This is a genomic window from Halobaculum sp. D14, assembly GCF_051195135.1.
GTDB lineage: Archaea > Halobacteriota > Halobacteria > Halobacteriales > Haloferacaceae > JBNTKA01.
Genome location: NZ_JBNTKA010000002.1, coordinates 203,630 through 225,068, shown reverse-complemented (window position 1 = coordinate 225,068; position 21,439 = coordinate 203,630). Strand labels below are relative to the sequence as shown.

The 21,439-nt window shown below is 72.5% G+C and carries 23 protein-coding genes and 1 tRNA gene; 12 read left to right on the top strand and 12 right to left on the bottom strand.

Annotation, left to right across the window (positions count from 1 at the left end; translation table 11 throughout):
- Positions 1 to 34: 34 nt before the first annotated feature.
- Together ACQUST_RS06925 and ACQUST_RS06920 are read left to right on the top strand one after the other, a co-directional pair.
- On the top strand, positions 35 to 862 hold the full coding sequence (locus tag ACQUST_RS06925; protein WP_435126731.1) for an SDR family oxidoreductase: 828 nt from the start codon (positions 35 to 37) through the stop codon (positions 860 to 862).
- Positions 863 to 1,183 carry a hypothetical protein gene (locus tag ACQUST_RS06920; RefSeq protein WP_435126728.1) on the top strand — a complete coding sequence of 107 codons (321 nt, stop codon included), beginning with the start codon at positions 863 to 865 and terminating at the stop codon, positions 1,181 to 1,183. It abuts the gene before it with no gap.
- Here ACQUST_RS06920 and ACQUST_RS06915 read toward each other — a convergent pair.
- Together ACQUST_RS06915 and ACQUST_RS06910 are read right to left on the bottom strand one after the other, a co-directional pair.
- Positions 1,180 to 2,337: an ArsA family ATPase gene (locus ACQUST_RS06915; RefSeq protein ID WP_435126725.1), complete on the bottom strand. Its 1,158-nt coding sequence runs from the start codon at positions 2,335 to 2,337 to the stop codon at positions 1,180 to 1,182. The two genes, ACQUST_RS06920 and ACQUST_RS06915, sit on opposite strands and share 4 nt — an antisense overlap.
- Positions 2,338 to 2,530: 193 nt before the next feature.
- Entirely contained in the window at positions 2,531 to 3,631 is a 1,101-nt protein-coding gene (locus tag ACQUST_RS06910) for a pyridoxal phosphate-dependent aminotransferase (RefSeq protein WP_435126722.1), read from the bottom strand.
- A gap of 138 nt (positions 3,632 to 3,769) precedes the next feature.
- On the opposite strand from ACQUST_RS06910, the gene ACQUST_RS06905 reads away from it, so the two are divergent.
- Together ACQUST_RS06905 and ACQUST_RS06900 are read left to right on the top strand one after the other, a co-directional pair.
- Complete coding sequence (locus ACQUST_RS06905; protein ID WP_435126719.1) at positions 3,770 to 4,288, top strand: CinA family protein; 519 nt, start codon at positions 3,770 to 3,772, stop codon at positions 4,286 to 4,288.
- Positions 4,289 to 4,342: 54 nt separating this feature from the next.
- Positions 4,343 to 4,837 (top strand): metal-dependent hydrolase, encoded by a 495-nt coding sequence (locus ACQUST_RS06900; protein ID WP_435126716.1) that lies wholly within the window; start codon positions 4,343 to 4,345, stop codon positions 4,835 to 4,837.
- Positions 4,838 to 4,867: 30 nt separating this feature from the next.
- Here ACQUST_RS06900 and ACQUST_RS06895 read toward each other — a convergent pair whose 3' ends face one another.
- On the bottom strand, positions 4,868 to 5,617 hold the full coding sequence (locus tag ACQUST_RS06895; RefSeq protein WP_435126713.1) for a PHP-associated domain-containing protein: 750 nt from the start codon (positions 5,615 to 5,617) through the stop codon (positions 4,868 to 4,870).
- A 232-nt stretch (positions 5,618 to 5,849) separates the two neighbouring features.
- On the opposite strand from ACQUST_RS06895, the gene ACQUST_RS06890 reads away from it, so the two are divergent.
- Positions 5,850 to 6,146, top strand: coding sequence for a DUF7565 family protein (locus ACQUST_RS06890; RefSeq protein ID WP_435126711.1), 297 nt, complete (start codon positions 5,850 to 5,852; stop codon positions 6,144 to 6,146).
- A 151-nt stretch (positions 6,147 to 6,297) separates the two neighbouring features.
- Here the strand turns inward: ACQUST_RS06890 and ACQUST_RS06885 are convergent, their stop codons facing one another.
- The 5 genes from ACQUST_RS06885 to ACQUST_RS06865 form a co-directional block, all read right to left on the bottom strand.
- Complete coding sequence (locus ACQUST_RS06885) at positions 6,298 to 6,753, bottom strand: transcription elongation factor Spt5 (protein WP_435126709.1); 456 nt, start codon at positions 6,751 to 6,753, stop codon at positions 6,298 to 6,300.
- Complete coding sequence (locus tag ACQUST_RS06880; RefSeq protein ID WP_435126706.1) at positions 6,754 to 6,927, bottom strand: protein translocase SEC61 complex subunit gamma; 174 nt, start codon at positions 6,925 to 6,927, stop codon at positions 6,754 to 6,756. It abuts the gene before it with no gap.
- A 246-nt stretch (positions 6,928 to 7,173) separates the two neighbouring features.
- The gene (gene ftsZ, locus ACQUST_RS06875) at positions 7,174 to 8,349 is read right to left on the bottom strand and encodes a cell division protein FtsZ (RefSeq protein ID WP_435126703.1); all 1,176 of its coding nucleotides are present in this window, start codon (positions 8,347 to 8,349) and stop codon (positions 7,174 to 7,176) included.
- Between the two features lie 144 nt (positions 8,350 to 8,493).
- Entirely contained in the window at positions 8,494 to 9,936 is a 1,443-nt protein-coding gene (locus ACQUST_RS06870) for a D-aminoacyl-tRNA deacylase (protein ID WP_435126700.1), read from the bottom strand.
- A gap of 90 nt (positions 9,937 to 10,026) precedes the next feature.
- Positions 10,027 to 11,088 (bottom strand): calcium/sodium antiporter, encoded by a 1,062-nt coding sequence (locus tag ACQUST_RS06865; RefSeq protein ID WP_435126697.1) that lies wholly within the window; start codon positions 11,086 to 11,088, stop codon positions 10,027 to 10,029.
- A gap of 157 nt (positions 11,089 to 11,245) precedes the next feature.
- Here ACQUST_RS06865 and ACQUST_RS06860 point away from each other — a divergent pair, with 157 nt between their 5' ends.
- From ACQUST_RS06860 to ACQUST_RS06835, 6 genes are all read left to right on the top strand, one after another.
- The gene (locus ACQUST_RS06860; RefSeq protein WP_435126694.1) at positions 11,246 to 12,079 is read left to right on the top strand and encodes a shikimate dehydrogenase; all 834 of its coding nucleotides are present in this window, start codon (positions 11,246 to 11,248) and stop codon (positions 12,077 to 12,079) included.
- A gap of 49 nt (positions 12,080 to 12,128) precedes the next feature.
- Entirely contained in the window at positions 12,129 to 12,830 is a 702-nt protein-coding gene (locus ACQUST_RS06855; protein ID WP_435126692.1) for a helix-hairpin-helix domain-containing protein, read from the top strand.
- A gap of 90 nt (positions 12,831 to 12,920) precedes the next feature.
- On the top strand, positions 12,921 to 14,630 hold the full coding sequence (locus ACQUST_RS06850) for an anthranilate synthase component I family protein (protein ID WP_435126689.1): 1,710 nt from the start codon (positions 12,921 to 12,923) through the stop codon (positions 14,628 to 14,630).
- Positions 14,627 to 15,217: an anthranilate synthase component II gene (locus ACQUST_RS06845; protein WP_435126686.1), complete on the top strand. Its 591-nt coding sequence runs from the start codon at positions 14,627 to 14,629 to the stop codon at positions 15,215 to 15,217. Before ACQUST_RS06850 ends, ACQUST_RS06845 begins: the two co-directional genes overlap by 4 nt.
- Positions 15,214 to 16,314 carry an aminotransferase class IV gene (locus ACQUST_RS06840; RefSeq protein ID WP_435126683.1) on the top strand — a complete coding sequence of 367 codons (1,101 nt, stop codon included), beginning with the start codon at positions 15,214 to 15,216 and terminating at the stop codon, positions 16,312 to 16,314. Before ACQUST_RS06845 ends, ACQUST_RS06840 begins: the two co-directional genes overlap by 4 nt.
- A 31-nt stretch (positions 16,315 to 16,345) precedes the next feature.
- Complete coding sequence (locus ACQUST_RS06835) at positions 16,346 to 16,765, top strand: Rieske (2Fe-2S) protein (RefSeq protein WP_435126680.1); 420 nt, start codon at positions 16,346 to 16,348, stop codon at positions 16,763 to 16,765.
- An 87-nt stretch (positions 16,766 to 16,852) separates the two neighbouring features.
- Here the strand turns inward: ACQUST_RS06835 and ACQUST_RS06830 are convergent.
- From ACQUST_RS06830 to ACQUST_RS06820, 3 genes are all read right to left on the bottom strand, one after another.
- Positions 16,853 to 16,927: transfer RNA gene (locus tag ACQUST_RS06830), tRNA-Met, on the bottom strand.
- Positions 16,928 to 17,015: 88 nt separating this feature from the next.
- Complete coding sequence (locus ACQUST_RS06825) at positions 17,016 to 17,495, bottom strand: GtrA family protein (RefSeq protein ID WP_435126677.1); 480 nt, start codon at positions 17,493 to 17,495, stop codon at positions 17,016 to 17,018.
- Entirely contained in the window at positions 17,492 to 18,325 is an 834-nt protein-coding gene (locus ACQUST_RS06820; protein ID WP_435126674.1) for a glycosyltransferase, read from the bottom strand. Before ACQUST_RS06820 ends, ACQUST_RS06825 begins: the two co-directional genes overlap by 4 nt.
- A gap of 160 nt (positions 18,326 to 18,485) precedes the next feature.
- On the opposite strand from ACQUST_RS06820, the gene ACQUST_RS06815 reads away from it, so the two are divergent.
- Positions 18,486 to 20,981 (top strand): DUF2298 domain-containing protein, encoded by a 2,496-nt coding sequence (locus ACQUST_RS06815; protein ID WP_435126672.1) that lies wholly within the window; start codon positions 18,486 to 18,488, stop codon positions 20,979 to 20,981.
- A gap of 105 nt (positions 20,982 to 21,086) precedes the next feature.
- Here the strand turns inward: ACQUST_RS06815 and ACQUST_RS06810 are convergent, their stop codons facing one another.
- Positions 21,087 to 21,353, bottom strand: coding sequence for an HAH_0734 family protein (locus tag ACQUST_RS06810; protein WP_435126669.1), 267 nt, complete (start codon positions 21,351 to 21,353; stop codon positions 21,087 to 21,089).
- Positions 21,354 to 21,439 lie beyond the last annotated feature (86 nt).

Below are 21,439 nucleotides of genomic sequence, written 5' to 3'. Positions count from 1 at the left end.
AGGGAGTTAACAGGGCGGCCGACGATTCGCGGGTATGGAACGGACGGTTCTCATCACGGGCTGCTCGTCCGGCATCGGCCGCGCGACGGCGGCGGCGTTCCTCGACGAGGAGTGGACGGTGTACGCGACGGCGCGGAACCCGGCGGACGTCGAGACGCTCGGGGAGCGCGACGGCTGCCGAATCGCGACGCTCGACGTCACCGAGTCGGACGACGTCGAGCGCGTCGTCGAGCGAATCCTCGACGAGGAGGGCCGCATCGACGCGCTCGTGAACAACGCCGGCTACGGCCAGTTCGGCGCCGTGGAGGACGTCCCGACGCCGGCCGTCGAGTCCCAGTTCGACGTGAACGTGTACGGGCCACACCGGCTGATTCGCGCGGTGCTGCCGGCGATGCGGCGCCGCGAGGACGGCGCCATCGTCAACGTCTCCTCGGCGGCGGGCCGCGTGTCGATTCCGGGCAGCGGCGCGTACTGCGGCTCGAAGTTCGCGCTGGAAGCGATGACGGACGCCCTCCGGAACGAGGTGCGGGAGTACGGCATCACGGTGTCGCTCGTCGAGCCCGGCCCGGTCGACACCGGCTTCGACTCCCGCGTCGAGTCCGAACTGAGCGGCGTCGAGCGGTCCGGCGCCTACGACGCGGTGTACTCGCTCATCGAGGACTACAGCGTCGGCGGCGGCGGTGACGGCGTCGGCGCCGTCCAGCCCGAACGGGTCGCCGAGGACGTCGTGAACGCGGCGAGCGCGACGAAGCCGGCGCCGCGCTACCCGGTCGGGCCGCTCGCGAAGGCCGCCGAACTCGCCCGGCTGGCGCCGACGTGGGTCGCCGACTCCGTCTGGTCGTTCGCCGCGAAGCTCTCGTAGATGACCGACGGCTCGCCGAACGACGAATCGGAGCGCGAAGCCCGGATACAGCGGCTCGCGGACCGTCTCGACGCCACCGAGGAGCGGCCGGTGACGCGGGAGGCGAACGCGTATCTCGGCGAGGCGGCCGCGGTCGCCCGCGACCTCGCGGACCACGACGCCGACCCGGCGGTGGTCCGCGAACGGGCGGGCCACGTCGTCGACTTGCTCGACGAACTGGACGGCACCGGCGACGACGAGGCGGACAGCCACGTCGACGCCGCGCGGGCGCTCGCCGCCGAACTGGCCGCCGAGCCGGACGCCACGGAGGACCGGGGTTAAGCGAGGCAGGCGGCGACGACGCGCAGGGCGTCCTCGCCGCGGACCTCGTCGGCGAGCAGCGGCACGCGCTTGACGTCGCGGCCGCGGAACAGGTCGGTGGCCTGCGAGAGCGCGTTCTGCTGGACCTCCCAGCGGCGCTGGCAGAAGTCGCAGGAGCCGAGGTTCGGGGTGACCACCCAGTCGTCGTCGATGTCGGTGGCGGCGACGTCGTTCGGGTCCTCCATGACCCGGTTCACGACGAGCGTGTTCACCGGGATTTCGAACTCGTCGAGCCGGTCGACGAGCCGCTCGGACTCGACGACGCTCATCTCCTCGGGAACCACGACGACGCGGAAGTCGGTGCGTTCGGGGTCGCGCAGCGTCGCGCGGAGCCGCGTGATGCGCTCTTTCAGTTCGTCGAGGTCCGGTTCGGCGGGGTCGTCGCCACCCATCCCGAACGCGCCCTTGACGCCGTCCATCATCCCGGAGAACTGCTGGCGGAGCTTCATCATCCGGCCGACCATGGAGTCGAGCAGCTCCGGGAGCTGGAGCAGCCGGAGCGTGTGGCCGGTCGGCGCGGTGTCGACGACGACGCGGTCGAACCGCGGGTCGTCGAGGTGTTCGAGCAGTTCCCGCATCGCCGCCGCCTCGTCCGCGCCCGGTATCTGCCCGCCGAGCATCCCGGCGAGCGGCGACTCTCCCGCCGCGTCGCCGAGGCCGCCCAGTCCGCCGAGCGGGTTCGCGCCGGCGCCCGCATCGCCCGCACCGTCGCCATCGGCGTCGCCGGCGGCACCGTCGAACAGCCCGTCGGCCATGGCGTCGTCCGGGTCGATTTCGGCGCCGTACAGCGGGACGTCCTCGCGGATTCGGGCGGGCCTCGCGGGGACGTCCACGCCGAGCGTGTCCGACAGCGAGTGCGCCGGGTCGGTCGACACGACGAGCGTCGCCGTCCCGTCGGCCGCCGACGCGAGCGCCGTCGCCGCCGCGCAGGTCGTCTTCCCGACGCCGCCCTTCCCGCCGTACAGCACGTACTCCGGCGCCTCCGCGCCGACCGCCGCGGGGATGTCGGTCGCCCCGTCAGTCTCGTCTGCGGCCACTTCGTCAGCGGCCGCCTCGTCCGCCTCGTCGACGGCCGCGTCGACGTCGTCGACCGCCTCCACGTCGATGTCGCTCATTACCCGGAGCAGGTCGCGCGCACTTGTCTATCCGTTGGTCCCGCGGCGTCGCCGCCCCGAAACGGGGCCGGACGCGACGGCTCTGCGGCCAACCGTTAAATAGGAAGCCGCGGCCAGACGACCCGGACGCAGCGGGGTCGCGGGAGGCGGCGCGACCGAGAGTCCGAGTAGGCCGCGCGGCCCGAGCACCCAGTCAGCCGAAGTAGTCGGCGAGCCGCGACGCCGCTTCGTCGACGCGCGGCGTGACGAGCGCGAACCGGAGCCAGTCGTCGCGCGCCGAGCCGAAGGTTTCGCCCGGCATGCCGGCGACGCCCGCCTCGTCGATGAGCGTCTCGGCGTTCGCCATAGTTCCGGGGAAGCCGTCGAAGCGGGCGAGCACGTAGAAGGCGCCGTCGGGGCGGGTGTAGTCCGCGCCGGCGGCGTCGAGCGCGTCCGTGAACGTTTCGACGCGGTCTCGGAGCAGCGCTCGGGCGTCGGCGTAGTACGCCGGGTCTGTTTCGCGGAGCGCGCGGAGCACGGCGACCTGCGGCGGCCGCGACGTCGCGACGTTCACCAGCATGTGCCGCGTCTTCGCGCCGTCGACGAACTGCTCCGGGAGCACCGCGTAGCCGACGCGGAAACCGGTGATGGCCATCGACTTCGAGTAGCCGGTGGTGACGACGACGCGGTCGGAGTCGAGCGTCAGCGCCGACTCGAACTCGCCGGTCAGGTCGAAGTGGTCGTACACCTCGTCGACGACGAGCGTCGCGTCCACGTCCTCGGCGAGGTCGGCGAGCGCCCGCATCGTCTCCCGCGAGTACACGGCTCCCGTCGGATTGTTCGGCGTGTTCACGAGGATGAGACCGGTCTCCTCCGACGCCGCTTCCCGGAACGCCTCCGGGTCCACGTCGCCGTCCTCCGCGGCCGGGACGTACGTCACGTCGCCGCCGAGCAGCGCCGCCTTCCCGGGGTAGTACGGGTACACCGGGTCGGTGAGCAACACCTCGGAGCCGGCGTCGCGGTCGAGCGCCGCCGCCATCGCGAGGTAGTTCGCCTCGCCGGTGCCGTTCGTCACGACGACGCGGTCCGGCGAGACGTTCCGGCGCGCCCCGATCTCCTCTCGAAGTTCGACGAGCCCCTCGCTCGGCGGGTACTGGAAGTCGTCCGGGTCGGCGTCGGCGTACTCCCTGAGGCCGTCGCGGAGCGCCGCCGGCGGCTCCCAGTCGGGGTTCCCGGACACCATGTCCACGACGTCGCGGTCGGCGGCCGCGGCGTACTGCATCACGCGGAAGAACTGCGGGCGCTCGTACGTCACGGCGTGTCGTCCGCGCGGCGCGCACTTGGCTTCCGCGGTCTCGGCAGCGCGACGATGTGCAGGGACAGGTGGACGGCCTCGTCGGCCGTACCCGGCGGCGCCCGTCGCCTATTTCCGGTCGCCGCCGGAAGCGTCGGTATGCGCGAGTTCGCCGAGGAGCCGCCCGTCGAAGAGCGCGTCGGCGACGCCCTCCGCGAGACGGAGGCGACCGTCGCCGCGGCCGAGTCGTGTACCGGCGGCCTCATCGGGTCGCTGCTCACCGACGTCCCCGGGTCGAGCGACTACTTCGACCGGTCGGCCGTGACGTACAGCTACGACGCGAAACTCACCGACCTCGCGGTGAACCGCGAAGCCCTCGACGAGGAGGGGGCGGTGTCGGCGCCGGTCGCCCGGCAGATGGCGCGCGGCGTCCGCGACGTCGCCGGAACGACGTGGGGCGTCTCCACGACCGGCATCGCCGGGCCGACCGGCGGCACCGACGAGAAGCCAGTCGGAACGGTGTACGTCGGCGTCGCGTACCGCGGCGAGTGGGGGAGCGGCGCGTCGGCCGTCTCCGTGGAGCGCTACGAGTTCGACGGCGACCGGACGCAGATCAAAGAGCAAATCGCGCGGCAGGCGCTGACGGACCTGCTCGCGGCCGTCGAGCGGCGGCGCTGAACCGGGCGGGTCGAGGCCGAAAACGTTTGGACGGCGGCGGCGAGACGAGCAGTCGTGAACAAGAAGGGACACGTGTTGAACGGCGCGCTGCTCGCGGTCGGACTGGGGTACATTCTGGAGCCCGCGGGCGACGTGACGACGTTCGTGAAGATCGCGTCGCTGTTCGTGCCGCTGGTGCTCGGCGCGCTGTTCCCGGACGTCGACACGGCGTTCGGCCGGCACCGCAAGACGCTGCACAACCTCCCGGTTCTCGGCGTCATCGCGGCCTACCCGGTCGTGTTCGACAACCTCCACTTCGTCTGGGTCGGCGTCGCCACCCACTACCTGCTCGACCTCGCCGGCAGCAAGCGCGGCATCGCGCTGTTCTACCCGCTGCTCGACGACGAGTTCGACCTGCCGGTCGGCGTTCCGACGAGCAGCGGCTGGGCCGACGTCGTCACGGTGGCAATCACGCTCGTCGAACTCGGCGCGCTGGCGGCCGTCCACTTCTACGTCGTCGACCTCAACACCGCGGCGGCGAAGACGGCGTCGTTCGCGGCGATGGTGTGACCGGCCCCGAACCGCTCCGAGAACCGAAAATCAGTAGACTGCGACGTCGTCGAACCGGTTTTCGTAGGCGATGTGCCGCGGGTTCGTGGGCTCCATCCCGGAGAGGAACAGCCGGTCGAGCTTCCCCCAGCTGTTCTCGACGCCGAGGTGGACGTACTCCGCGAGCCGGCGGACCCGGGTGGCCGGGTCGCGGCGCTTCACGACGGTCCGGTCCGCGCCGGCTTTCAGCGCGTCCACCAGCGCGGCCTCCGTGCGGACGTCGTCGTCGAACTCGGTCCAGGCGGAGCCGACGGTGCCGCGGAGGTGGGCGTACGAGGACCCGAACACCGGCAGGTCGAACGCCTCGGCGATGCGGGCGCCGCGGCGGTTCTGCCGGTCGAACAGCTTCGCGTTGAACGTCTCGACGGCGTCGATGCGGTCGGAGTAGGCGCCGACTTCGGCCCGGGTGAGGCTGACGTTCATGAACTCGGGGTGCGGGACGAGCACGGCGGCGTCCTGCCGGTCGAACTCGGCGAGCGCCGCCTCGAACGTGATGAAGTCGGGGACCGGGTCGTCGAGGCCGACGGCGAGGAGGTGCCGGCGGTTCCGCCAGTCGCCGGTGAACACCTCCCGCGCCGGGACGACGGTGACGTCGGGCGTCGAGAAGCGCTCGGCGCGGTCGCGAATCTCGGGGAGCCGCGTGAAGTGCGGGGCGTACACGAGGGCGTCGAGGCCCGCGGAGCGTGCGCGCTCGACGACCTGCTCGTCGAGCCGTTTCACGTGCAGGTCGACTCTGCTCACGGCCGTGAACTCCGCTGTCCGGGAAGTAATGGGTTCCGCTTTCAGCACCGATGCGGCGGACGGCAGCGACGCGCCATCGGTGTCGACGACGCCACGCCGGGGCGACACGGCGACGACGCGGTGACGATTCGGCGGCGACACGGCCACGCTACGCCGAGACGCAACGGCGACGGCGCCGAGGCGTGACCACCGGCGGGAAACCCTTTTGCGTCTGCCCGGCGTCGAAATCGGTATGTCACCGTGGGCCTGCGGCATCGACGGCTGCGACGCCGCGTTCGACGCGGTGGAGGACGCCATCGTCCATCAGGCGTCGGCGCACGACCGCCACCAGTGCAAGGTGTGCGGCACGGAGGTGCCGGACGGCTACTTCGCCATCCAGCACGCGTTCGACGAACACACCCGCGCCGAGTTCGTGCGGGCGTACGACGCCGACTCGGACGACGTCCGCGAACGGGAGGACGTCAAAGACGACATCGAGGCCGAAGCCGATATCGACGCCGTCGTCGACCGGCTGAACCAGGCGCCCTGACCGCAGGCCGCCCCGAACCGCGGTTTCTCCGCCGAACCGACCGCCGATGAGCGGCGCGCTCGGCGCTGGGAATCGTTCGAGCGTCGTGGGTCCCGGCTCGGAGAAAAACGGAGCGGACGAACCGCGGACCGCCGGCGGCGGACGCGGGCGGTTAGCGTTCGTCGCTGTCGAGGACGCGAATCTGGTCGCCGCGGACCGTCACCGGAATCGGGACGGTGGCCTCGTACAGTTCGACCGTCACCTGGTCTTTCCCTTCGTCGATGCGCTGGACCTGCGCTTTCTCGCCCTTGAACGGGCCGGCGATGAGTTCGACGATGTCGCCCTCCGCGATGCCTTCGACGTCCGGCGTCGGCGACAGGAAGTGCTCGACTTCGGACATCGACGACTTCCCGGCTTCGCCGCCCGGCCCCTCGACGAGGCCGCGGGCGTGCGGCACCTCCTCGAGGACCCGCCGGATGACGGAGTCGTCGTCCGCTTCGACCAGCACGTAGCTGGTGAGTTGGTCCGGGGAGAGCACGGCGTGGATGTCCGGCATCTCCTTGCTGGCGATCATGTCGGCGACGGTCTGCTCTTGCCGAGCGGTCGTCTTCACGGAGTAAATCGGCATCTAGACCACCCCGGTCAGCAGCTCCATGACCGCGAAGATCACGAAGCCGAGGAACCCGACGAGCAAGATGCCGGCGCCGGCGATCTTCGCGATCTGGGAGAACTCCCCCCAGGAGGGCGTGCTCGCCAGCTTGAGCACCCTGACGTAGCTTGCCAGGTCGTACTTGACGTCCATGTTGGTCGGAGAAATGGGCCCGTGCCTTTTCTATCTATTGAATGGTACCTACGGTGCCGCGTTGCCGTCGCGGAGCGACGCGACGCGTCCTCGACACGGAAAGCGAAGAGCGAAGAACCGAGAAGGCGGGAGAGCGGGGGCCCGAAGCCGAAGGGGTCGCGTCGGGCGTAGCACGGACCGAGCCGATTCGGGTCGGGGCCGGGCGGCCGGACCTGGTCGGGTCGGGACGACTGCCGGGCTGACGGACTATTCGACGTAGTCGATGTCTTTGAGGCGGTCTTCCGCCTCGCCCTGCGCGGCCTCGTTGCGACCGTATATCTGCGGGGATTCGACGCCGGTGACGACGATCATGGTGCGCATCGACCCTTCGAGTTCCTCGTCGATGGACGTCCCCCAGATGATGCGGGCGTCCGGGTCGATGCGGTCGTAGATCTCCTCGACGACGCCCTCCGCCTCCTCGATGCTCATGTCTGAGCCGCCGGTGACGTTGACGAGCGCCGAGTTCGCACCGGAGATGTCGACGTCGAGCAGCGGGGAGCGCAGCGCGGACTGCACGGACTCTTGCGCCTTCGTGTCGGAGTCGGACTCGCCGAGGCCGATCATCGCGACGCCGCCTTTCTCCATGACGGTGCGGACGTCGGCGAAGTCGAGGTTGACGAGGCCGGGCTTCGTGATGAGTTCGGTGATGCCTTTCACCGACCGCATCAGGACCTCGTCGGAGATCTTGAACGCCTGCCGGACCGGGAGTTTGCCGACGGCGTCGAGCAGCCGGTCGTTCGGGACGACGATGACGGTGTCGGCGACGTCGCGGAGCCGTTCGAGGCCGGCTTCCGCGTTCGTCCGCCGGACCTCGCCCTCCGCGGTGAACGGCGTCGTGACGATGGCGATGGTGAGCGCGCCGATTTCGCGGGCGGCCTTCGCGACGACGGGCGCCGAGCCGGTGCCGGTGCCGCCGCCGAGGCCGGCGGTGACGAACACCATGTCGGAGCCGTCGATGGATTCGCGGATCTCGTCTTGGCTCTCGATTGCGGCCTCCTCGCCGACCTGCGGGAGCGACCCGGCGCCGCGGCCCTGCGTCTTCTCCTGGCCCATCAGGATTTTCGTGTCGGCTTCGATGTTCACGAGGTGCTGGACGTCGGTGTTCGCGGCGACCAGTTTCGCCCCGTGGATGCCCTCTTCGGCCATCCGGTTCACCGTGTTGCCGCCGGCGCCGCCGCAGCCGACCACGGTGATGTTGGTCTGGAGGTCCTTGAGGACGTCTTGCAGCTCGTCGTCGGTCATCTTCCCGGTTCGCGGCGCGTCGCCGCCGCCGTCGGAGTCGGTCCCGGAGACGCCGTCGGAGGCCGGCGGCACGGACCCGGCGTCCTGCGCCTCCCCCTCCCCTTCGGCCTCGTCGATAGCGTCTTCGACGATAGAGTCCATAGTTATGGGGAGGGGTTGCGGACGGAGAGTTATTACCTTTCCCCCTCGCGTCTTGCCGACGTCAGACAATTCGGCGCGTCGACAGCGACGGCAGCCACTCCGGCGCGTCAGCGACGACGCGTATCGCCGGGCTGCACGGCGCTGCTACGCCGGGAATCGCTCCTCTCGGACGCTCCGCACGTCGGCCGGCTCGACGGTTTCGCCGTCGACGTCGACCGGTTCGCCCGACGAGAGCCGGCCGAACTTCGGCCCCTCGGGGACGCCGGCGTCGCGGGCGAGCGCCGGGTCGAACGCGTCCACGCGGGCGACGACGGCGCCGCCGCGGCGCTCCACGTCGTCGTACTTCTCGCGGAGCACGTCGGCGAGCGCGTCGACGAGGGCCGCGCGGTCCGCCGGGTCGGCGAGCGCGGCCTCGCCGACGGCCCGCGTCCCGCTTTCGGCGGTCTCGAAGGCGACGGTGTGCGCTTCGACGGCGTCGCGGGTCCGGTCCGGGTCGATTCCCTGCGCGGCCGCGAGCAGGTCGTCCGGGAGGTCGGCGACGACGTACCGGTCGGCGGTGTCACCGGAGTCTGCGCTCCTGTCCGCGGCACTGTCCGAATCGCGGTCCGCGTCACTGTCAGCGCCACCGTCCCCCTCGACGTCGTCGGTGCGGGCCCCGAATCGGAGGCCGTCGTCGACGCTGCAGAGGTCGGATTCGAGCGCCGCGACGAGGCCGAGCGGGCGGTCGCCGACGACCCGGACCCACGTCTCGGAGACGACGCGGTAGCCGCGGTTCTCCAGCGCCTCGCGGAGCACGGGCCGGTCGCCCTCGACGAGCGCGAACCGGGCGTCGCTGGCGTCGAACGCGGCGTCGACGACGTCCGGGTGCGCCTTCGGGTTCCCGAGGTCGTCGAGCTGCCAGTCGACGGCGATGTGGCCGACGCCCCACGCGGTGTCGCCGACGACGCGCTCGAACCGCGGCGCGTAGTGGCCGCCGCCGAAGCCGACGAGGTGCCGCGGGTCGGCGGGGTCGCCGACGTGGACCGCGGCGTCGCGGTCGGGGAGTTCGAGGACGGCCCGAGCGACCGCTGCGGCGCCCGCCGGGTCGTCCCACTGGGCGTCGTCGCTGCCGAGTTCGGCGAACACCGCCGGGACGGCGAGGTCGGTCGGGCCGTGGTGGGTGCCTTCGATGGCGACGTCGTAACCGTCGGGGGCGTGCGCGTCGAAGCCGGCGACGAGCGCGCGCTGGACGCCCGGGCAGGCCGGCGCGACCGCCCGGGACGCGCCGCCGTACTCGGCGTCGCCGAAGTTCCCGGTGAAGTGGCAGGTGAGCAGCGGCCCGGTGTCGCCGGAGTGCCGCGAGAGGAACACGAGGTAGTCCGGGCGCTCGGAGAACGCCGCCGTCGGGTCGTCGAGGTAGATGTGGAGGTCGTCGAAGGCGCGGAGTTCGACGGCGTCGCCGGCGCGGTGCAGTCGGTGGTAGGTGCCGCCGCCGCGCGCGTCCGGCCGGTCGTCGTCGACGCGGCTGGACCAGTCCGCCAGGTCGAGCAACTGCTCGGCGATGTGTTCGGAGGCGCGGTCGGCGCGGGAGGCGACGAGTCCGATCACGGTGTGTTCGTCTGTCGGGCGTCGACCGGCGAATACGCTCCGGTTCGGGACGGCGACCGCGAGGGAGGCGTCGACTCGGGGCGCCCGGGCTTACAGCAGGAAGTGGACGAACAGCGCGTAGCCCGCCAGCAGGACGACGCCGTCGACGCGGGTGAGTTCGCGGTTCCGGAGCATCAGGACGATGGCGCCGCCGGTGAAGCCGACGAGGATGGGGAAGTCGAAGGTGCTGGTGCCGGCCGGAACCGAAATCGGCGTCATGAGCCCGAGGACGCCGAGGACGGCGAGGACGTTGTAGATGTTCGAACCGACGACGTTGCCGACGGAGAAGTCCGCTTCGCCGCGGATGGCGGAGACGACGGAGGCGGCGAGTTCGGGGAGCGAGGTGCCGAGCGCGAGCACGGTGAGACCGACGAACCGGTCGCCGAAGCCGAGGTAGTAGAGGAACGTCTGGCCGCCGCTGATGAGTCGGCGGGCGCCGACGAGCAGCAGCAGCAGGCCGACGGCGACGAACGCGAGGTCGTGGAGCCGGATGTCCCGGTTCGCGAGGAACCCGAAGCCCTCGGCGGTGGCGCCGCCGTCGGTGGCGACCGAGTCGTCCGCGTCCGCGTCGACGGCGACGTCCAGGTCGGCGTCGCCGTCGTCGGTCGCGGTGAACAGGACGTAGGTGAAGCCGGCGAGCGCGACGAGGAACACCGCTGCGTCGAACCGGCCGACGGTTCCGTCGAGGCCGAAGCCGACGAGCAGCACCGCGGCGAGCGCCATGAACGGGACGTGTCGACGCACCGTCTCCTCCGCGACGTCGAGCGGGCGGATGAGCGCCGAGAGGCCGAGCACCAGCCCGATGTTGGCGATGTTCGAGCCGACGATGGCGCCGAGGCCGAGCGTCGTCCCGAAGTCGAGGCCGCTGAGGACGCCGACGGCGAGTTCGGGCGCCGACGTCGCGAACGCCACGACGGTGACGCCGGCGACGGCGGCGCGCATCCCGAGTCCGACCGAGAGGTTCGAGGCGCCTTTCACGAGCGACTCGGCGCCGACGTAGAGGAGCACGACGCCGAGCAGCAAGGCGATTCCCGCGTCGCCGGTGAGCAGTTCGACGACCGTGTCAGTCGTGCCGTAGAGTGGGAGAGCGGTGCCGAGGAGCTGAAACGTCATCTCCCGTCGATGCCGGAGTCGCACTGAAAAGCCCGTCCCCGAAAACATCAGTTCTGAGAGCCAGAGTCGAAATAAGCGGCGGGACGGAGCGGGCGCGGCACCGGCCGCCGCGACGACCCCGCCGGGGTTTATGCGGCCCGGCGCCCACCGCCGACGCATGGACGTGTACGGACTCATCGGGAATCCGGTCGGGCACTCGCTGTCGCCGCCGATGCACGAGGCGGCGTACGAGGCGACCGGCGTCGACGCGCGGTACGTGACGTTCGAGCCGGAGCGCGGGGAGGCGGCGGCCGCAGTCGGCGCCGCCGACACGCTCGGCGTCGCCGGACTGAACGTCACGGTGCCGTTCAAGGAGGACGTGCTGAGCGCGGTCGAGCCGGACGAACTCGCCGCCGGCGTCGGCGCCGTCAACACGGTCGACTTCAGCGGCGACGCGCCGACCGGGCACAACACCGACGTCGAGGGGGTGCGGCGCGCGCTGACCCACCACGGCGTCGACACGGAGGGCGCCGACGTCGTCGTCGTCGGGGCGGGCGGGGCGGCGCGGGCGGCGGCGTTCGCGCTCGCCGACGACGCCGTCGCGCTCCACGTCGCCAACCGGACGAAGCGGCGGGCGCGACGGCTCGTCGACGACCTGTCGTCGTGGCTGCCGTCGGACCTCGACACGCCGACGAACGTCACCTGCGGCGGGCTGGACAGCCTCGACGACCGGGTGCCGTACGCGTCGGTGCTGGTGAACGCGACCACCGTCGGGATGGAGTCCGACGAGACGCCGGTGCCGGCCGACCTGCTCCACGAGAACCTCGCGGTGCTCGACGCCGTCTACACGCCGCTCGACACGCGGCTCCTCCGTGACGCCCGCGACGCCGGCGCGACCGCCATCGACGGCGCGTGGATGCTGCTGTACCAGGGCGCCGCGGCGTTCGAGCGGTGGACCGGCGAGGACGCGCCGGTCGAGGCGATGAACGACGCGCTCCGCGCCGAACTGTAGCGATTTCCCCGCTGGTTTTTTAAATAGCGCCGTCGTCGTCCCCGACGATATGGTGTTACTGCGGAAGATTAAGCGCCTGCTGGGCATCGGGCGCGCCGACGAGCAAGACCGGTCGGCCGAGACGTCGGTCACGGTCGAACGGGAGCGCGAAGCGGAGACGGAAACCGAGACGGAAACGGACGAGTCGGTCGACGAGCCCGTCGCCGCTGAGACTGACGCCGACGCGTCGACCGAGTCGCTCGTCGACGAAGAGGAGGCGGCCAGCGAACCGGCCGGCGCCGCCGAACCCGCGGAAGCCGCCGGGCCGGAGTCCGAGGACGTGACCACCGACGTCGAGGACGTCGAACCCTCGGAGGACGAGGTCGACGCCGACGGCGAACCCGTCGCTGCCGGGACGGACGCCGACGCGTCGACCGAGTCGCTCGTCGACGAGGAGGAGGCGACGAGCGAGCCCGCCGGCGCCGCCGAGCCCGCCGAGGCCGCCGGGCCGGAGTCCGAGGACGTGACCACCGACGTCGAGGACATCGAGCCGTCCGAGGACGAGGTCGAAGCCGGCGGCGAAACCGAGGGGACGCCGGTCGACGAAATCAAGGGCATCGGGCCGGCGTACGCCGAGCGGCTCGGCGAAATCGGCATCCACACCGTCGCGGACCTCGCGGACGCCGACGCCGCGGAGGTCGCAGAGCGGACCACGGTGTCCGAATCGCGCGTCGAGCGCTGGATAGACCGGGCGCAGGAGTTCGAGCCGTAGCCCCAAGGTCAGAGCGAGCCGTCGACCAGAGCCAGCACGGAGCCGAATCGGAACCGAACCACTTTCTCCTCGGCGGCCGCGCGTTCGGCCATGCAGACGGTCACGGACCGCGAGACGTACCGCCGGCTCGCGGCCGACGCCCCCGCGGACGCCCGCATCCCCGTCGAGGGCCGGGTCGCCGTCGACGACCCGTTCGCGGCGTACCGGCGCGCCCGCAGCGACGCGGCCGACGACGCGCCGGAGACCGACGGAGCGGAGGACGACGGAGCGGATGGCGAGGAGACCGACGCGGCGGACGACGACGCCGGCTCCGACCGGCCGGGCGGCGTGTTCTACGAGACCACCGGCGGCCAGTCCGGGTTCGGGCTGTTCGGCGTCGACCCGGCGGAGCGGCTGACGGTCGGCGCCGACGCGGTCACCCGCGACCCGGAGCATCCGGGCCACGGCGACTACGCCGAGCCGTCGCCGACGCTGGAGGCGCTGGAGGGCGTCGTCGACGCGGAGACGCTGGTCCGCGGCGACTGCGACGTCCCGTACCCGTGCGGCCTGTTCGGCTGGCTGTCGTACGACGTCGCCCGCGAACTCGAATCGCTCCCCGGCGACGCGGTCGACGACCGGGGGCTCCCGCGCCTCCAGTTCGGCCTGTACGACACCGTCGCGTCGTGGACGGAGCCGCGGGACGGCGACGGCCCCGTCACGCTCCGAATCACGTCGTGTCCGCGGCTCTCCGACCACGCCGACGCGGACGCGGCGTACGACGCGGCGCTCGACGCCGCCGAGTCGCTCGCGGAGCGCATCCGCCGCGGCGACCCGGCGGTCGGCCCCGCTCGCGTCGACGCCGACGCCGCCGCGTTCGAGAGCGACTGCGGCCGCGACGCGTACGCCGACCGGGTGCGGGCCGTCAAGCGGTACGTCCGCGACGGCGACACCTTCCAGGCGAACGTCAGCCAGCGGCTCACCGCGCCCGCCGCGGTCCACCCGGTCGCGGCGTACGCCGCGCTTCGCCGCGTCAACCCCGCGCCGTACTCCGGGCTGGTCGAGTTCCCCGGTGTCGACCTGGTGAGCGCGAGCCCCGAGTTGCTGCTGCGGCGCGACCCGAACCCGGACCGCGGCGACGACGTGGCTGACGCCGGCGACGCCGACGCAGCCGGCCGCCACCGCGCCGACGCAGCCGACCGCCACCGCGGCGACGACGCGGCCGCGCGACTGGAGACGGAGCCGATTGCCGGGACGCGGCCCCGCGGCGACGACGCGGCCGCGGACGCGGCGATGGAGGCGGAACTGACCGGCGACGAGAAGGAGCGCGCGGAGCACGCGATGCTCGTCGACCTCGAACGGAACGACCTCGGGAAGGTGAGCCGGTACGGCTCCGTGGACGTCGCGGAGTACCGCCGCGTCGACCGCTACGCCGAGGTGATGCACCTCGTCTCGCGCGTCGAGGGCGACGAGCGCCGCGACCGGTCGCTCGCCGACGCGCTGGCGGCGACGTTCCCCGGCGGCACCATCACCGGCGCGCCGAAGCCGCGGACGATGGAGATAATCGACGAACTGGAGGCGACCCGGCGCGGGCCGTACACCGGGTCGATGGCCGCGGTCGGCTTCGACTGCCGCGCCGTGTTCAACATCGTGATTCGGACGCTGGTGCGAACCGGCGACCGCTACCACCTCCGCGTCGGCGCGGGCGTCGTCCACGACTCCGACCCGGACGCCGAGTACGAGGAGACGCTGGCGAAGGCCCGCGCGCTCGTCACCGCCGTCGACGAGGCGCTCGACGACGAGTCGATGGAGGTGCGGCGGTGACCCGCGTCCTCGTCGTCGACAACTACGACTCGTTCGCGTACAACCTCGTCCAGTACGTCGGCGAACTCGCCGACGACGTCGTGGTCAGGCGGAACGACCGCGTCGACCTCGCGGGCGTCGACGCGCTCGACCCGGACGGCGTCGTCGTCTCGCCCGGCCCGGGCACCCCGGCGGACGCCGGCGTCTCGATCCCGGTGTTCCGCGACCGCGACTACCCGACGCTCGGCGTCTGTCTCGGCCACCAGGCGCTCTGCGCCGCGAACGGCGCCGCGGTCGGCCGCGCCCCCGACGTCGTCCACGGGAAGCCGTCGGTGGTCGAACACGACGGCGGCGGCGTCTTCTCGGGGCTCCCCGGCCGCGTCGAGGTCGGCCGGTACCACTCGCTCGCCGTCGACCGCAGAGCGGTGCCGGCGGCGCTCGCCGAGACGGCGTGGACCGACGACGAGCGCCGCGTCGTCATGGGCGTCCGCCACCGCGAGAAGCCGCACGTCGGCGTCCAGTTCCACCCCGAGAGCATCCTGACGCCGACCGGGAAGGACGTCGTCGCCAACTTCATCGGCCTGTGCGACGACGGCGAGACACGATGAGCGGAGACGCAGCGGGCCGCGACGAGCGCGACGAAACCGGCGGCGGCGAACGTGACGATGACGGGAGCGGCAGCGGCGGCGATGGCGGCGCCGGCAGCAGTGGCGGCGGCGACGGCGACGCGGCGTCGGAGTCGCTGACGTATTACGTCGACGGCGACCTCGTCGCGGCCGCGGACGCGGCGGTGTCGGTGCGGGACCGCGGCTTCCTGTACGGCGACGCCGCCTTCGAGACGGTCCGGGTGTACGGCGGGACGCCGTGGCGCTGGGACGCCCACGTCGACCGGCTGTTCGGCTCGCTCGACCGCCTCGGGATGCCCGCGGACGAACTGGGGCTGACCGCCGACGGCCTGCGGGAGCGGGTCGACGAGACGCTCGCCGCGAACGGCCTCGCGGACGCGTCGGTTCGGCTGTCGGTGACGCGCGGCGAGACGGACGGCTTCACGCCGCCGCCGGCCACGGAGACGGAGCCGACGGTCGTGGCGCTCGTGACGCCGCTGCCGCGGGGCGGCCGGGCGGACCGCGGCGGCGAATCGGTGTGGGACGGCCCGGCGACGCTGCAGACCGCGAAGACGCGCCGCGTCCCGGACCGGTCGCTGCCGAGCGACGCGAAGACGCACAACTACCTGAACGGCGTGCTCGCCCGCGCCGAAACCCGGGTGAGTGACGCCGACGAGGCGGTGCTGCTCGACGCCGACGGCGACGTCGCCGAGTGCGCCACCGCGAACCTGTTTTTCGTCGCCGACGACGTCGTCCGGACGCCGTCGCTCGCCGGCCCGGTGCTGCCCGGCGTCACCCGCCGCGTCGTCCTCGACGTCGTCCGCGACGAGGGCTTCCCGGTCGAGGAGGGCAGCTACGCCCCGGACGACGTCCGCGCCGCCGACGAGGCGTTCATCACCTCCTCCATCCGCGAAATCCGGCCGGTCGGCGTCTACGACGGCGTCACCATCGGCGACGACCCCGAGCCGGGGCCGGTGACGCGGCTCGTCTCGCGGCTGTACGACCAGCGCGTCGAAGCCGCCTGCTACGGCGAGCGCGGCGGAGCCGACGCCGACAGCCGGGACGGCCCGGACGCCGCCGACGCCGGCCGAGACGGATAGGCATACAACCCTCGGACGCGGTACGGGAGTCATGGACGAGGCTTCGCGCGTCGCGGACGCCGACGAGGTGCCGGCGGAGTCGACGCTGCTGTTCACGGTGCGGAGCGACGACGACGAACTCGGCGAGGCGTTCCTCACCCGCGTCGACGGCGACGTCGTCGCCTTCCGGAACTACTGCCAGCACTGGACCGACGTCCGGCTCGACAAGGGCGACGGCGCGCTCGTCAGGAACGGCGAAGTCGTCTGCCAGAAACACGGCGCGACGTTCCAGCTCGACAGCGGCTTCTGCGACTTCGGGCCGTGTGAAGGCTCGGTGCTGGAGGCCGTCGACGTCGCCGTCGCGGACGGCGCGGTGTACCTCGTCGACGACGACTACCGGTTCGAACACCGCGGCGAGTCCGGCGAGGAGGGCGAAGAGGGCGGGAGCCGCATCGACTTCACCGGCTCCTAACTCGGCGCCGAACCGCGGCTCACGAGCGGTGAGTTCGGAGCGGCGGAGAAGCCGACCGGTCGTGGTCGGTCGGTGCGCAGGAGAACATAGCGGGAGGTAGATTTGAACTACCGATCTCCGGGTTATGAGCCCGGCGGAATCTCCTGGCTATCCCATCCCGCTACGTGTGAGGAAACGGGCCGCGTTTGTAAGGGTTGTGTTTCGCAGGTCGCCGCCGTATGGCACTCTTCACCACGATTCGGCGCGTCGGTCACTTGAGAACGCGCCACGTGAACAGGCTCTCGGCGACGTAGTTCACGACCATTCCGACGCCGATGCCGGCGGCGCGCGACACGACGAACCAGGCGTCGATGCCGGCGACGGAGACGGAGACGTCGATTCCGCGGTAGACGGCGGAGAACACGACGAGCTGCACCGCGATGCCGGCGGCCCGCACGAGGTTCGACTTCACCAGGCGGCGCAGTGTCGGCGCGACGCCGGCGAGCCCCTGGTCCGCGAACGTGATGCGGTCGTTCAGCAGGAACATCACGACGACGGACACCTCGATGCCGACGGCGGCGGCGACCTCCGGGAACACGCCCAACTCCGACAGCGCCGTCGACGCCGCCATGTCGAACAGGAACCCGACCGCGCCGACGGAGACGAACTGGCCGATGCGGGCGCCGTGAAGCAGTTCGCGGGCGCCGTCGTCCGCGGCCGCATCGCCGTCTCCGCCGTCGTCGCCGGTCATCTGGTGTCGCCTCCGGCGCCCGCGGCGGCGCCGGCGTCGCCGACGCGGTCGCGGTCGTCGCCCCGCTGGTCGACCAGCGCCGTGGCGTCGTCGCGGTCGAGCAGCCGGTGGAGCCGGTCGTCGCGGATGAGCCGCGCGCGGTGCCGGGCGACCAGCAGCCCGCGGCCCATGTCGATGGTGTCGGTCACGGGCGAGACGGTCGACCCGGGCTGGTCCTCCCACGTCACCGGCACCTCGGCGATGCGGTACTCCAGGGCCGCGGCGACCGCGACCAGTTCGATGTCCCACGCGAAGCCAGGCTCGTACAGGTGGCCGCGGACGGCGTCCCACGCGTCCGCGGAGACGGCTTTCGCGCCGCACTGGTAGTCGTACAGCGCAGCGTCGAGCAGCCGGCGGCCCATCCAGGCGAAGCCGTCGCCGAGGAACCGACGCGCGAACGTCTGGTGCGACCGCACGTCGGCGTCCGGGTGGCGGCGCGAGCCGACGCCGAGGTCGGCGTCGCCGGCGACGACCGGAGCGACGACGTCGGCGATGGAGTCCGCGGGCGTCGCGCCGTCGGCGTCCGCGAACGCGAGCACGTCGGTGGAGAGCGCCTCGAAGCCGGCCGTGACGGCGGCGCCCTTCCCGCGGCGCCGCGTCACCACGCGGCAGTCGACGCCGTCGGGCAGGTCGAAGTCCGAGGCGTCGGTCGGCCCGTCGGGGCCGGGGGCGTCCAGTTCCACGCGGAGTTCGTCGGGGCGGAGGGCGGCCTGCAGGTCACGGAGGTACGCGCGAAGCCGGTCGGGGCGGGGGCGGTAGGCGGGGACGACGACCCCGACGGTCGGCGGCATACCCACCCGTACCCTACCGGTCGGTAAAAGCCGTGCGGAACCTCGGCGGGCCAGAGCGGGGCGAGGCAGCGCCGGCCGGCCCCGGGACCGCTCGGCCGTCGCCGCACGGCGGCGTCGCGTCCCAAAAAGGACTTAGCCGCGGCACCGACTCTCACAGCCAATGGAGTACGGTCTCGTCGCCGTCTGGGTCGTCGCGTACGCCGCGCTCGCCGCGCTCGGCTACCCGCTCGCCCGGCGGCTGTTCCCGGAGTCGGCGACCGGCGGCGCGGGGCTGGCGCTGCCGGTGTCGCTTCTGGTCTGCGGCGTCGTCTCGTTCTGGGTCGGCCGCGTCGCGTTCGGCGTCCCGGCGGTCGCCGCCGCGCTGCTGGTGCTGCTCGCGCTCGCCGCCGCCGCCGCGCTGGACCGCGACGCGCTCCGGGACGGCGACGTTCGACTCGCCTCCGGGATGTCGGTGAACCGTGACGCGGCGACCGACACCGTCGCGGTGTTTCTCGCCGCGTTCGCGCTGCTCGTCGCGGTCCGCGCCGTCGACCCGGCGGTCCACCCGGCCGGCGGCGAGAAGTTCCTCGACTTCGGGCTGCTGAAGTCGCTGCTCCGCGGCGCGGCGCTCCCGCCGGAGGACCCGTGGTTCGCGAACGAGCCGGTGCGGTACTACTACGGCGGCCACCTGCTGACGGCGGTGCTCGCGACGCTCACCGGCACCGCGGCGCGGTTCGCGTACAACCTCGCGCTCGCCGGGTTCTACGCGACGCTCGTCGCCGCCGTCTTCGACCTCGCCGGCGCCGTCGCGGCCTCCCGCGGGCGTTCGCGGCGCGTCGCCGGCCTGTTCGCCGCCTTCTTCGTCGGTCTCGGGTCGAATCTTCACACCGCGGCGTGGGTGGTGCTCGGCGCGCTTCCGAGCGGACTGCAGGCCGCCGTCGGCCGCCGGTTCGGCTTCGACCCGTCGGCCGTCCTCGGTGACTTCTCGTACTGGACGGCGAGCCGCGTCATCCCCGGCACCATCAACGAGTTCCCGCTGTTCGGCTGGCTGAACGGCGACCTGCACGCGCACATGACGGCGACGCCGTTCCTCGTGCTCGCCGCGGCGCTCGCGTTCACGCTGTACCGCACCGGCGCCGACGCGACCGGTGACCGCGGCGGCGACGACGACAGCGACGACGGCAGACACGGCAGCGGCAGCGACGACGCGGATACCGGCGACGGTGGCGACCGGGACCGCGGCGGCGACGCGGCGGCGACGCGCCGCAGACGGCTGGTGCTGTTCGGCGTCGTCCCGGTGGTCGGCGGCTTCCAGGCGGTGATGAACACGTGGAGTTTCCCGACCGTGTTCGGGCTGGCGTGGCTCGGCCTGACGTTCGCGCCGGCGGCGCCGTGGCGGCTCCTCCCCGGCGTGGCGCGCGACGCCGTCGACGACGCGGTCGGAAGCAGCCGGCTTCGCGCCGAACTCGCGCGGCCCGCCGTCGCCGCCGGCCTCGTCGCGGTCGCCGGCCTCGTCGCGGTCGTCGTCGCCGCGCCGTTCCTGTTCGGCGCCGTCGGCGGCGGCAGCCGGACGCCGGCGCTGCTCGGCCCGTCGATGCGGTCGTCGCTCGGCGGCCTGCTGCTCGTCCACGGCGCGTTCCTCGCCGTGTTCGCCGCGCACCTGTTCGGCGCCGTCGGCCGCGACCACCCGGTGCAGGTCGCCGCCGCCGCGCTCGCGCTGGTCGGCACCGGCGTCGCCGTCGGCGTCCCGGCGCTCGGCCTCGTCGGCGGCGTCGTCGTCGCCGGCTGGGTGGCGGTCCGAGCCGACCGCGCCGGCTTCGAGACGGTGCTCGCGGTCGCCGGCGCCGGACTGGTGCTGCTCGTCGAACTGGTCTACCTGAACGAGCAGGCCGGCCCGGGCCGCATGAACACCGTGTTCAAGACGTACGCGCAGGTGTGGCCGCTGTGGTCCGTCGCCGCCGGCGCCGCCGTGGCGTCGCTGCTTCGCCCGGTCGCCCGCCCGTCGCTCACGTGGTGGCCGGACGCGTCGACCCGGCGGACGCTCGCCGTCGTCGGCGCCGCGGTGCTCGTCGTCTCCACCGGGCTGTACGCCGGGTTCGCGCTGTCGGCGCACTTCGGCGGCGGGAACGGGCAGGTCGGCAGCCCGTACGACACCGACTACCCCGCGGAGCCGACGCTGAACGCCACCGACTTCGTCGCGCAGTTCCACCCGGACGCGGCGCCCGCAATCGACTACCTCGACGACCGCGCCGGCCAGCCGACGATGCTGTCGGCGCCCGCGACCGGCGTCTACCCCGGCGCGCCGAGCCGGTACGGCCACGGGCCGAGCATGTACCAGTGGCAGGCCAGCCCGGCCGCGAGCCTCACCGGCGTCCCGACGGTCGCCGGCTGGCACCACGAGGTCGGCTACCGCGGCCCGGAGGCGTACTTCGCCCGCGTCCGCGACGTCGACGACGCCTACACGAACCCGAACCGGACGGCCGCGGTGCTCCGCGAGTACGACGTCGAGTACGTCTGGGTCGGCCCGAGCGAGCGGACCCGGTACGGCGACCGCGTCGTCGACTTCGCCGCCATCAGCGGCGTCGACCCGGTCGTCACGACGGAGTCGGTGACGGTGTACCGCGTCACCGAATCCGAACTCCCCGGCGCGGCCAACGACGGCGACGGCGACGCCTGACCGCGGCGCTGCGACGGCGCGTCCAGCGAAATCGGACGCGGCGAGAATCTGCGGCAGGAGAGAAGCGGTCGACGGCAGTACGGTCGGAGCGGCGGCGACGCCGAATCAGACCGCGAGGTCGCCTTTCGCCGTCACGACGTCGATGTCGTCGGCGTCGACGCTGTCCACGTCGAGCCAGTGCGGGACGAACTCGCGCTTTTCGAACGCCTCGCGTTCGTCCTCGGTGCCGATGGTGCACCAGAGCTGCGGTTCGTCCGGGCCGTGGTAGTCGCCCTGCCGCTGGATGGCGAACACCGTCTGCTCCTCGCCGTCGTAGTCGATGACGGCGTCCTTCCGGATGCCGGGGTCGCCGTGGACGATGAGCTTCTGCATAATCCGGGGTTTGCGGGGTCCGGCGGTAAGCGTTTCGATGAATACTGCGCGGCTCGCGGCGGCGAATCCCGGACGGCTTCCGGGGT